This window comes from Chryseobacterium sp. 'Rf worker isolate 10', assembly GCF_050753305.1.
Taxonomy (GTDB): domain Bacteria; phylum Bacteroidota; class Bacteroidia; order Flavobacteriales; family Weeksellaceae; genus Chryseobacterium.
This window is the reverse complement of sequence record NZ_JBOZOF010000001.1, coordinates 1,705,070-1,716,695: the sequence shown is the minus strand read 5'-3', so window position 1 is coordinate 1,716,695 and position 11,626 is coordinate 1,705,070. Positions and strand designations below refer to the sequence as shown.

At 35.2% G+C, this 11,626-nt stretch carries 13 protein-coding genes and 5 tRNA genes; 6 read left to right on the top strand and 12 right to left on the bottom strand.

The genetic code is table 11. The features are described from left to right. Positions 1-14: 14 nt before the first annotated feature. The 8 genes from LKL37_RS07725 to LKL37_RS07690 form a co-directional block, all read right to left on the bottom strand. Entirely contained in the window at positions 15-1,556 is a 1,542-nt protein-coding gene (locus tag LKL37_RS07725; RefSeq protein WP_431609973.1) for a lectin-like domain-containing protein, read from the bottom strand. A gap of 7 nt (positions 1,557-1,563) precedes the next feature. Continuing rightward, the gene (locus LKL37_RS07720; RefSeq protein WP_431609972.1) at positions 1,564-2,136 is read right to left on the bottom strand and encodes a hypothetical protein; all 573 of its coding nucleotides are present in this window, start codon (positions 2,134-2,136) and stop codon (positions 1,564-1,566) included. Positions 2,137-2,678: 542 nt separating this feature from the next. Then, positions 2,679-3,038: a DUF4180 domain-containing protein gene (locus LKL37_RS07715; RefSeq protein ID WP_431609971.1), complete on the bottom strand. Its 360-nt coding sequence runs from the start codon at positions 3,036-3,038 to the stop codon at positions 2,679-2,681. 4 nt (positions 3,039-3,042) lie between these two features. Then, positions 3,043-4,065: a serine hydrolase domain-containing protein gene (locus LKL37_RS07710; RefSeq protein ID WP_431609970.1), complete on the bottom strand. Its 1,023-nt coding sequence runs from the start codon at positions 4,063-4,065 to the stop codon at positions 3,043-3,045. 27 nt (positions 4,066-4,092) lie between these two features. Then, positions 4,093-4,941 (bottom strand): peptide chain release factor N(5)-glutamine methyltransferase, encoded by an 849-nt coding sequence (gene prmC, locus LKL37_RS07705; protein WP_431609969.1) that lies wholly within the window; start codon positions 4,939-4,941, stop codon positions 4,093-4,095. Then, positions 4,942-5,700 carry a peroxide stress protein YaaA gene (gene yaaA, locus LKL37_RS07700; RefSeq protein ID WP_431609968.1) on the bottom strand — a complete coding sequence of 253 codons (759 nt, stop codon included), beginning with the start codon at positions 5,698-5,700 and terminating at the stop codon, positions 4,942-4,944. Positions 5,701-5,704: 4 nt separating this feature from the next. Beyond that, the gene (locus LKL37_RS07695) at positions 5,705-6,406 is read right to left on the bottom strand and encodes a CPBP family intramembrane glutamic endopeptidase (RefSeq protein WP_431609967.1); all 702 of its coding nucleotides are present in this window, start codon (positions 6,404-6,406) and stop codon (positions 5,705-5,707) included. Positions 6,407-6,464: 58 nt separating this feature from the next. Continuing rightward, positions 6,465-7,076, bottom strand: a complete 612-nt coding sequence (locus LKL37_RS07690; protein ID WP_105703630.1) for an L-threonylcarbamoyladenylate synthase — start codon at positions 7,074-7,076, stop codon at positions 6,465-6,467. A 101-nt stretch (positions 7,077-7,177) separates the two neighbouring features. Here LKL37_RS07690 and LKL37_RS07685 point away from each other — a divergent pair. From LKL37_RS07685 to LKL37_RS07665, 5 genes are all read left to right on the top strand, one after another. Beyond that, positions 7,178-7,250, top strand: a tRNA-Met gene (locus LKL37_RS07685). A 39-nt stretch (positions 7,251-7,289) separates the two neighbouring features. Beyond that, positions 7,290-7,362: transfer RNA gene (locus LKL37_RS07680), tRNA-Met, on the top strand. A gap of 39 nt (positions 7,363-7,401) precedes the next feature. Next, a tRNA-Met gene (locus LKL37_RS07675) sits at positions 7,402-7,474 on the top strand. A 39-nt stretch (positions 7,475-7,513) separates the two neighbouring features. Further along, positions 7,514-7,586 (top strand) — tRNA-Met (locus LKL37_RS07670). Between the two features lie 39 nt (positions 7,587-7,625). Beyond that, positions 7,626-7,698, top strand: a tRNA-Met gene (locus tag LKL37_RS07665). Between the two features lie 242 nt (positions 7,699-7,940). Here the strand turns inward: LKL37_RS07665 and LKL37_RS07660 are convergent. Both LKL37_RS07660 and LKL37_RS07655 read right to left on the bottom strand, forming a co-directional pair. Then, positions 7,941-8,186 carry an Ada metal-binding domain-containing protein gene (locus LKL37_RS07660; protein WP_431609966.1) on the bottom strand — a complete coding sequence of 82 codons (246 nt, stop codon included), beginning with the start codon at positions 8,184-8,186 and terminating at the stop codon, positions 7,941-7,943. A gap of 27 nt (positions 8,187-8,213) precedes the next feature. Further along, positions 8,214-8,927, bottom strand: coding sequence for a 2OG-Fe(II) oxygenase (locus LKL37_RS07655; protein WP_431609965.1), 714 nt, complete (start codon positions 8,925-8,927; stop codon positions 8,214-8,216). Positions 8,928-9,108: 181 nt separating this feature from the next. Between LKL37_RS07655 and LKL37_RS07650 the strand changes: the two genes are divergently transcribed. Next, positions 9,109-9,555 carry a GNAT family N-acetyltransferase gene (locus LKL37_RS07650; protein ID WP_431609964.1) on the top strand — a complete coding sequence of 149 codons (447 nt, stop codon included), beginning with the start codon at positions 9,109-9,111 and terminating at the stop codon, positions 9,553-9,555. Positions 9,556-9,902: 347 nt separating this feature from the next. On the opposite strand, the gene LKL37_RS07645 is transcribed toward LKL37_RS07650, so the two are convergent. Further along, positions 9,903-10,484 (bottom strand): hypothetical protein, encoded by a 582-nt coding sequence (locus LKL37_RS07645; protein ID WP_431609963.1) that lies wholly within the window; start codon positions 10,482-10,484, stop codon positions 9,903-9,905. A gap of 308 nt (positions 10,485-10,792) precedes the next feature. Further along, on the bottom strand, positions 10,793-11,359 hold the full coding sequence (locus LKL37_RS07640) for a glutathione peroxidase (RefSeq protein ID WP_431609962.1): 567 nt from the start codon (positions 11,357-11,359) through the stop codon (positions 10,793-10,795). Between the last annotated feature and the right edge of the window lie 267 nt (positions 11,360-11,626).

Here is an 11,626-nt window from a genome sequence, read left to right as displayed (position 1 = left end):
TGGTTTTTATTACTTTATCTTATGATTTTCTGAGTTACATTTTTGTTGGAAACAACGCAGGCTTTGCTGCAGTTATTTGCACTTGAAATATTAACCTGTACCAATCCTGGCAATGATCTGTACTCTTCACTATTGTAAGGTGCTTCAGTACCATTGCTTCCACCTCCTTTAATATCATATTGTACCTGGGCAACTCCTGTGAATCCAACTGCAGGCCTGAAAGAAAGCGCTCCGGTAGTGGGGTAATAGGTCCACGTTCCCTGGCTGTTGGTATAAACTCCACCAGTGATATTCGGAATCACAGCTCCGTTATTATCCAAATAGCGGAATGAATTAAAATCAAGGTTGTTATAGGAAAGTGTTGGAGGATTTTGACCGCTTGCTGAAGAATAAGCTGCATCATTAAGCAAAGGATAATAGGTCGATTTTATCCCCGGGCATCCTGCAAACAGATCATCTGTTACTTCCGCAGCATAAGGTCTTGTAACTCCTAAGTTTCTCAATAAATGGATGTTTTTAGCGGCTCCTGTAGAAGCAGCAAACCCAATTCTGAAAGTAGAAGGAGCTGAAGTATCCAGAGTTCTTACCGTACTGTTGGATATCGTAGTCTCGGTATATTTCAGAGAAGTCGGATAATAATAATTATCAATCACTTTTTCTTTTACAGTTCCGTGCTGTATTTCCAGGGTTATATTGTAACCACCGGCAGGATTGGGCACTAATGTGACATATGCTTTACGGAATCTCGCATCATTTTCATTAAGAGGAAAGGTTGTTCCACCACTTTCAATGCTGAATTGCTGAAGAGTTGTGTTTTTAATACCTACATATTTACCGGTTGCAGTATCCAGATAAGCAGATCTGTTGTTGCTGGAAGGGGAGGCATTCGTAGCTGTGCTGTAAAGCAACGGGTAACCATTGTATCCCGCAGGCTCAGCTGACGACAGAGATTGATTTCCGCGTTTAGCCCTTAAAGAGACATTGCTTCTTCCATCGGCTAATCCTACACCAAAAATTCCATTTCTAACCCTTTCTCCTTGATTAAAACTTGTTTTAAAATTTCCGTATTCATCAAGACCGATCCCTAGATAGGCTCCTCTAAGTCCTTCTGTAGATTCACCACCACGTACAAAACTATATCCTAATCCTCCACCAAAGTATCCGAGATTAAGCTGGGTTTTAGGGATAGATCCATCTACTAAGAATATAGAGATACCATCTCCTCCGTTTGTATTTCCTCCATAAATGGCAAATTCAAATTCGAACTTGATTCCCTGATCACTTTTGAATATTTTATCAGCAAGGATTACCCCTCCTGAAATATTATTCACACTTCGGGTTAGTCTTAATCCGTCTGTAGTGAAAGTAGCATCATTCTGAACACCGCTTGTAGCAACTTTATAAGCTTCCTGAGGCTGTAACCCCTGCGTAAAGTTGACAAAGTACGGATATCCGGTTCCTTGTTCATTCTGCGCCTGAATAGTTTGGGAGAAAATGAACAATGAAAAAGTGAGCAAAAATCTTTTATATCGTACAATTGAGGTACTTTTTATCATAACTCAATTATTTGACAACAAAAACAATATTAATAAAAGAACAGTCTGTAGCCGCTGCTTTTACATCATACTTCATTACACCATCATCAGTAATAGTAATATTACTGAATACGTTAGTATCAGCATCAGTTACATAATAGTAAAGGTCTTTGCTGGAGGGGAAAAAAGGAATGGATGCAGGAGCACTTGTACTTTTTGCTCTTGGAGATCCGAATTGAGTTTTATATAATGTATATAAATCTTTAGTCCTACCAATTGCGGTAGTAGAAGTATCAAAAGAAACACTAGGCATGTAAAACATTTTTACTGCATTATTGCTGATACATAGCCAATCAGGGCTGGTAGGTGTACCTACATTCTGGCTTAAACATTTCTTATCAGTATCATAGATAAGAAGGGAGTTAGCCGGATTGACAATAGCATTTCTTTGTGCTGTAGTAAGCCTTGGCATCAGCATTCCTTTACTTTGACTGTAAATATCAAGAGCTGCGCTGGCATCTGGTGTGGGTGTATTAACCCCAATTTGTGCATACGAAAATGAACTTACTAAAACGATTGGTAGAAATAATTTTTTAATCATGATGTTCTTAATAATTTTTAATCTGTGTATGTTTTTTTATGTTTTTTTTTGAGGGCATTTTTTCAGCCAGGCCGATTCCATAAAAGGAATAAAGTATCATAAACCGTTCATTTGAATAATGAATTGTGTTCATAGAATGCCATGAGGAGATCTTTGGATTCCTACAAGCCAATAACAGATATAGCATGATGTCTCATAGAGGACATTCTATGTCTTATCTGAAATAGTCGAAAAAGTAAAATGAGTTATGTAGCCGTATAAGCTCTTAAATAAGTAAGATTCATATTCCCTCGTGTTTTTTTGCAAATATACAAAGAAATATCCAACCGTTTGTATTTATAGAATTAATTCTAAACTTTGCTTAATAATTAACATATTTTGGTTTAAATTTTTACATAATTTGTAAATCAATGTGATTGTTTTTAATATGCAAATCTTTGTAATCTATTAAGAAATCTTAAAAAGCAAAAGATATTGAGGTGCTGATATTCGAAAATGAAGAAAAAATTCACCTTTTTTAATATAAATAATTGAAAAAGAGTCTATTTTGGAAAATTATTCAACGCATCTTCCAGAGTGCTTACAAAATTAATATGTTTAGTTTTATTACTTTCAAAAATGAAATCTTTCATACTTTTACTTTCATATTTACTGAAGTCACCCACAATAGCAAGACCGATACGGTAGTTGGAGAACTTTTGGAGAATTTCTCCTGCAATTTTTGTTTTCAGGTCGAAGAATTCAGGAGTAATATTTTTTTCGTAAAGAATCACTTTATCAAACCCTTGATAATAAATATTTCCCATAAGATCCAGCCCGTCCTGAACAGATTGGATGATCATGTCATTGGAAATAACTTCCGCAATTTTTATAGAATTAATTTCGTGAGATTGAATAGTCATTTTGTTATTGAATTGTTTTTCTTATATCATGTAAAAAATGGTCTAAAGGAAATGCATCTCCCTGATTGGTAAGGGCTATGATACAGCTGTTATGCTGAAGGTCTCTCCAGAATAAAGCTTTGAACCCATTAAGCCCACCAGTATGCATAGCTGTTTTTTCACCATGTTTATCCTCCAAAAACCACGCAAATCCATAGTTGGAAATCTGACCGTCAGATAATTTGAATGGAGTATACATGAGAGCTGTATTTTCTTTACTGATCAGAGTATTATTCCATAACGCCTGATCAAATTTATACAAATCTTCAGGAGTAGAATAGATTCCACCGTCGCCAGTCGTTAAGATTGAATAATCATCAGGTTTCTTCTGTTTATTATATCCAAACGCTTTATTTTGAATAACGGTATCTGGTTCATACACATAGGTATTGTTCATTTTTAAAGGACTGATAATATGTCCGTTGATAAAAGCAGAATAGGTTTTCCCGGAAAGCTTTTCAATAATCTGAGACAGAATGATATATCCGCTGTTGCTATACTTAAACTGGCTATCCGGAATGAAATCCAGGTTTTTAAGATGAAACAGCCAATCTATAATCTCCTGATTGGTTAATCCTTTTTTCGAAAACAAATTCTCGTAATCCTTAATCCCCGAAGTATGATGCAAAAGCTGCCTTACAGTGATATCCTGGGCGTAATCAGGAAGTGCAATGAAATGAGAGGCTTTGTCATCAAGTTTCAATAATCCTTTTTGTTCTAACATTAAAATCGCCGTGGCAGTGAAAGGTTTACTGAGGGATGCAATATAAAATGAAGTATTTTTATCTGCTTTCAGCCTTTTTTCAATATTACGGAAGCCCAAAACTGTATCACAAACAATCTGGCCATTTTTTACGATCAGAACAGAGCCATTGAACTCTCCTTTATTGTAATATTTACTCACAACATCCTCAGGATGCTGTTTGCAGGATACCAGTTGTGTAATCAGTGAAATACCAATAAGGAAATTCCATATCAAAGTTTTCATAGGTTAGGTGTATGGAAGCAAAATTACTTATTTCCTTCCATAAATAAACCTGTCATTTTCAGATAAATCCTTCAATAATTGAGCGTTAGAAAAATATTGGTACAACTCCAGGGTTTCATGACCTAATTTCTGGTTGATTTCTAGAAATAAAAGACCATCCTTATTCAAATGTTTTTTAGCATCATCTGCTATTTTTCTGTAAAAGATCAAAGCATCAGCAGTAGGGGAGAAAAGTGCCATTTTAGGCTCAAATTCCTTCACAGAATCGGCAATTTCAATCTCTTCTTCAATACCAATATACGGTGGATTTGAAATAATGATGTCATAATTTTCAATCGGCTCAAAATGAAGATAATCAGCATGAATGAACTGTATTTCCAACTGATGGTAATCTGCATTTCTTTTCGCAGTTTCCAGCGCTTTCTCAGAGAAATCTATGGATGAAACTTCAGCTTCCGGAAAATGCTTTTTTAAAACCAAAGGAATCACCCCGCTTCCGGTTCCTATATCCAAAATCTTTATATTTTTGATATTAAACTTTGAATTTTGAATTTCCCGAATAGCAATTTCCAACAGTTCTTCCGTTTCAGGGCGGGGAATCAGTACATTTTCATCTACAAAGAATTTCATTCCATAAAATTCAGTTTCACCAAGAATCTGCTGATAAGGTCTTCCTGTTTTAAGTTCTGAAACCAGTTGACAAAGTTTTTCCTCATCATCAGTCAGAAGTTCCTGTTCAGAAAACCTTCTTTGTTGGAAATGGTCAAAACCTACGATCTGATGAATGAAAAGTGATGATAAAAACAGGCTTTCCGACTCAGTATAAAGGTCGGAAAGTTCTGCTTTGAAATATTTTTTAAATGCTGAAATTGTCATTTATCTTGTAAAAACCAGTTTTGTATCTGTAGATTTTTCTTCATCAATTCTGTAACCTTCATAGTTGAATGCTTTTACATCTTCCAGTGTTTTGGCATTGGTCTCAGCACAGAATCGTACCACAAGACCTCTTGCATGCTTGGTGTACACTACGATGGTTTTCAGTTTTCCATCTTTTAGTTCATAAAAATCGAAATCAATTACTTTATGGTTTAGTTTTTTTCTGTCGATTACTTTTCCATACTCATTGCTGGCAAGATGAAGAAGAATTTCTCCTTTTTTCATCTCAGAATTCAGTTGTTCTGTGATTTTTTCTCTCCAGAATTCATACAGATTTTTGTACTGTTCAAACGCAAAAGGGCGTCCCATTTCCAATCTGTAAAGCATTACTTTATCAGATGGCTTCAACAGACCATAAAGCCCGGAAAGCATTCTGTAATTTTTCTGCAGATAATCTACTGCATTTTTATCCAGTGTTTTGGCATCCAGCCCTCTGTAAACCTCTCCTGTAAAAGCAAACATAGCCGGAGCCGATTCTTTTGCCGTAGGTTTGGATTTCCATTTTTGATTTCTTTCCCAGTTTTCATCAGCCAGTTTAGGCGATATTTCCATCAGTTCTGAAAGATATTTTGGTGATTTTTCTTTTAAATAAGACTGTATAAATGCTGCGTCTTCAATGAATTTTGGAGTAGAAGATTTCAACAGATCCGTTGAGTTTTCTACGTTCATTAATTTGGCAGGTGATGTTATAATTTTCATAATGCTAAAATAAAGATAAGTGTTTAATATCCATAAAATTCATGGCCATCAGAGAGATGAAATCTATCATGAAATGACAGATGATGAGAATTTTGATATTTGAATAAAGTTTATAAAATACAGCAAAAACAACTCCGATAAAGAAAGGAATGACTACCTGACCAATGGTGCCGTATGTACTGTGCAGAATTCCAAACAGAACCGCTGAAACAGCAATTCCCAGAAACGGACTGTTGTAGATTTTTTCAATTCTGGGTTGTATGTAGCCCCGCATCAAAAATTCTTCTACAGCTCCGGCTGTAAAGCAGGTAAAAATAAGTAAAAAATAATTGTTTTTAAAAATAGGCGTAAGCTCAAAAAGCTTGTCACTTATCTTTTCCTGGATCAAAAAATGAATCATTACATTTAAAAATGCTCCGCCAATACTACAGATAAGATATAGACTAATAACTGCTTTTATATAAAACAGAATAGAGTATGGAGTTTCTTTTTTTAATAAAAAAGATCCTTTTTCGAGAAAAAGACTGTAAAGAAATACAATAAGAAAAACTCCCCATATAGCAAATCTGCTAAGGAGAAAATTATTGGCTGTAATACCTCTTATTCCCGTTATCATAGTAGTAACAGGGAAAATATAAAGCATCACAAGAGCTAAAAGTATAAAAGTGAGTAAAATTCCTATAGAATATTTCCCATTAATCCCCATAATCTAATCAGTCAACAGTAAACCTCAAACTTTAAATCAAAAACTTTAAACCTCTAAACTAGATAATCCCTTTTCCCTGACGGATAATCTCCGGTTCTCCTGAAGTAAGATCCACAATAGTGGAAGCCACATTATCTCCATATCCGGAATCAATGACAATATCTACCAAATGATCATATTTTTCTGCAATAAGTTCAGGATCGGTAGAATATTCAATAATTTCATCATCATCCTTAATGGAAGTGGAAGCGATAGGATGTCCCAGTTTTTCCACAATAAGTTGTGGGATCGGGTGGTCAGGAACACGGATACCAATTGTTTTGTGACCTTTATAGGCTAATGGTAAACTTTTGTTGGCATCTAGGATAAATGTAAATGGTCCTGGGAGGTGACTTTTCAGAAATCTGAAAACTGAAGTTTCAATAGGTCTTGTAAAGTCGGAAAGATGACTCAGATCATTACAGATAATCGAGAATTTTGACTTCTCAAGCTTCATTTTTTTGAGCTGTGCCAGCTTTTCCATGGCTTTTATATCAAAAATATTACAGCCTAACGCATAAATCGTATCTGAAGGATAGATAATCAGCCCGCCATTATTAAGGGTTTTAATAACCTCATTCACAAGATTTTCCTGTGGGTTGTCTGGATAAATTTTTAATATTTTTGCCATAAAACAAAGATACAAATAATAAAATAGTTTTCATAAAAGTCCTTTATTTAAAAGAAAAATTAGGATTTGTAAAAAATATTCGTACCTTTGCAATCCAATATCGCGGGATGGAGCAGTAGGTAGCTCGTCGGGCTCATAACCCGAAGGTCATCGGTTCGAGTCCGGTTCCCGCTACTAAGTTAAGTGCTTTCGGTAAGCACTCTAAAAATACACCGCGGGATGGAGCAGTAGGTAGCTCGTCGGGCTCATAACCCGAAGGTCATCGGTTCGAGTCCGGTTCCCGCTACTAAGTTAAGTGCTTTCGGTAAGCACTCTAAAAATACACCGCGGGATGGAGCAGTAGGTAGCTCGTCGGGCTCATAACCCGAAGGTCATCGGTTCGAGTCCGGTTCCCGCTACTAAGTTAAGTGCTTTCGGTAAGCACTCTAAAAATACACCGCGGGATGGAGCAGTAGGTAGCTCGTCGGGCTCATAACCCGAAGGTCATCGGTTCGAGTCCGGTTCCCGCTACTAAGTTAAGTGCTTTCGGTAAGCACTCTAAAAATACACCGCGGGATGGAGCAGTAGGTAGCTCGTCGGGCTCATAACCCGAAGGTCATCGGTTCGAGTCCGGTTCCCGCTACTAAACGAAAGAGAAGCAATACTATTGCTTCTCTCTTTTTATTTATGAGCCGTCATTGCGAACAAAGTGAAGCAATCTCAGGTTGGAATAATATTAAGACACACATTTTTATAACGTGGATTAAGAAAGAAAGCAGATGATGAAGGTGTATGATATGCATTAGCTTAGAAAGAATCAATGAAGTTGATTCCATCTTTGCTTCCTTAAAAATTTGATCTAAGTTATTAAACCTTTGCGTTTAATTAATATAGACATTCCTTCCATTTTTTATAAGCTTCTCTCATACAATGCCCACAGGGCCGGAACTTATTTTCCAGTGCTTCTTTTTCATCTGTGAAGAAAACCCTGTTTTCCTTTTTCATTCTTTTCCCTGATGAACAGGTTAGTAGTCCATAGATCTTCAGTTTTTTATTGCCTCCAAAATGAATTTCTCCGTTGTGAATTTTACTTCTTAAATTTTCGCTTGATATTTGAGAATGCTGGATCATTATGATTGAAAGTTTAAAATTATACTGCTAGCTCACTGCGTCATGGAAAATTATACCCAAAGCATATCGGCTGCCTTCTCTGACCTCACTCACTCCATGTTTCATATTCACCCTGTAATATCCTCTAGTTCCTTTTTCAGGTTTAAATTGAGTGGTAAAAATAAGGACATCTCCTTTTTTAGGTTTTAAAACAATGGCCTTCGACTGTGCTCTTGGAATCTGCTGGGTAAGAACAAATTCTCCTCCTGTAAAATCATGATCAGGTTCACTGAGCATTAATACAATCTGGATAGGAAAGTACACATCACCATACAAATCCTGATGCAAAGTATTAAATCCCCCTTCTGTATATTTCAAAATTAAAATAGTTGCTTTTCGCTGCCCGTTAACATGACACTGCTGTAAAAACTCCTGATGATTCAATGGAAATTGAATATCAATATGTAAAGCGTTGAACCATGAATTGGCTATAGGAGCCAGATGTGGATATATACCCGTTCTTATGGTCTGGATGATTTCGGGCAGTGGATAATTAAAATATTTATATTCTCCCAGACCAAAACGATGCCTTGCCATCACAACCGTTTTTCGGTAAAGAGCAGAATGATCATATTCTGATTTCAATATTTCACATTCATGATCCGATAACAGGTTAGGAATTACAGCATATCCGTTTTCATGCATTGTTTCTGTAAGGTGCTGCCAATCTGTATTTTCTATTTTTTGGATGATCTCTTTCATTGGTTTGATTTAATACTGCAAAATTCTGAAGATGTTCATTATGATAAAATCCGAAACATGCGGTATTTATTTTATAAGGATAAGAATTAAAACTATTGGACTACCTGTATAATCCTAATCTGGAATATAAAACCAGTCCTGTTTAAGGCTACTTTTGCCCTGTTAATTAAAATACATAACTATGAATTACAGTATTAAAAAAGCAAGCCTTGAGGATCTTAATGAAACGGCAGAATTATTCAACCTTTACCGTATTTTTTACAGACAGAAATCAGATATTGAAAAAGGAAAGGCTTTTCTCAAAGAAAGGTTTTTAAACAGTGAATCGGATATTTTTCTTGCAGTGGCTGATGGCAAAGCAGTAGGCTTTGTACAACTTTATAAGCTCTTTCACTATACTAAATTACAAAAACAATGGCTGCTAAGTGACCTGTTTGTTCATTCCGATTACAGAGGAAAAGGACTTTCTGTAGCATTAATAGACCGTAGTAAACAATGGTGTGAAGAAACAGGAGCATGCGGACTGATGCTGGAAACAGAAAAAACGAATGATATTGGAAATGTATTATATCCACGCTGTGGATTTGAATATGATGGGCTGCATAATTACTACCACTGGTGGAAATAGACAGAAAAGTGACAGATGATTTTTAGGCTGGAGGCTGGAACAGGATGCTTCCAGCTTCTTTTTTAGTAGTATTAGTTCTACAGTTGTGCACGTTTAATTCTACATATATTTTCAGCCTGCAGAAGGGGATAGTTCTATTTTTGTAAAGCTCTTACAGGTCATGGGTAGGACAGTTGATCTGTAGAGTGTATGCAAAAAAATCTCTGCCTAATTTTCTACTTTTTCCCCAAGGGTTTTATGATTAGTACCACAAAACTGCTTTTTCCGGCGGAGATTTTTTGCTTTTAAATAAAAAAGAGAACTGCAATTGCAGTTCTCTTTTTTATTTTTAAATATGAATTTAGATATTATTGTGCCAGTTGAGCGTAAGGAGTAAGTTTGTTGTCATCAGACATTGTCTGCCCTAAAAAGTCTCTTTTCTGGTCAGCTTTCATTCTTCCTGCAGCCTCATTTGCATTCAGATAAGCTTCACTTAGTTTTGTAGCGATATCGGCTGGTTTAAATTCGAATTTTGTATCTCCTTCAACACCCAGATATCCATTTTTTCTTGTAAGGTTGGTAATATAATTGTTGTAGTTGATCATTGTTCCTCTGAACATATTGTTATGATATTCCATACATTTCTTAGCTTTTTTGGAAGAATTGTTCAGGATACAGTTTTTCATATTGTTTCTATATAAATACCATTCAGATTCTAAAATGCCGTATTGTTTACCTACAGCTATTTTTCCGTTGTTGAAAATATTGTTATCTCCTTCTTTAGTTGCAATCGTCTGAAGATGTTGGATAACCAATGGAACGGTAGCTTCGATTTTTGATTTTGTATCTTTTAATATGCTAAGATCGGCAGCAGGAGAACCCTTCTTTTGCGCTGTAGTAACATTGAAAATAAGCAGTAATAGTACAATCAATAAATTATATCTTTTCATGAGAAATTTTTAAAGCACTAAAATAAATATATTTTTCCAGTTAAAACAAATACATTTTAATATTTATTTAATAAATTTTAACAAATTTATAATGTATCGTATTCATTGTTGTATAAATGATGCGTTCAGTGTCTTTATTGAAGTGATTTTTGTAATTTAAAAATGTTAATAAAATTCAATTTATCTGTCTGATTTGCTTTTCCTTGTGGAATGTTATTCTCAGCTTTGGCGATTAATAGTAAGGGATGAGGGCGTATAAATAAAAAAACACTACTATGATAGTGATAGTAGTGTTTTTTAAGGATTATTTATTTAAAATAATGGGTGATTTTTTCACTTTCAGGAACTACTTTAGAATCAAAATGTTCCAGTAATTTTCCTTCCGGGCTGATGAGAAACTTGTTGAAATTCCAGCTTATTTTTGCATCCATTACCCCATTTTGAGATTTGTGGGTAAGATAATCAAATACCGGAGTGATTTTTGAACCTTTTACATCCACAGCAGTGGTAAGAGGAAAGGTTACGCCATAATTCTTTTCGCAAAAAGATTTGATTTCCACATTGTCATGAAACTCCTGGTCTGCAAAATTATCAGATGGGAAACCTACAACAACCAGTTTGTCACCATAATCTTTGTAAAGCTGCTCCAATCCTTTGTATTGAGGAGTATATCCGCACTTGGATGCCGTATTTACAATAAGAATGTATTTCCCTTTGTAATCGGAGAAATTAATTTTTCCACCGTCTATGGATTCAATCTTAAAATCATAAATTGATTTTGCAGGTTTCGGACCTGTAGAATCATCTGATTTAATAAATGATGAAAGTCCTATAATCCCTATAAGCACCATTCCGATAAAAAGTATTTTTTTCATTTAAAAAAGATTTTACTATTAATTTATATGTTGAATTACTGATCAGTCTTCCTGCAATTTTGACTTTTAGAGGTTAATTTCTTGCCAAAATCATTCTTCGGAAATATCAGAATATCAAATTTACGGCAATAAATTCTTTTGCAATATTATTTTTTTAGTCTTTGATCCTTGTCAAGGTTCATAACCTTGACAAGAATTTTTCCCGATTGATTAAAGACCAAGAATAATTAGACGTTTTTAGTGTAAAATAAACACCCAATAATTCCA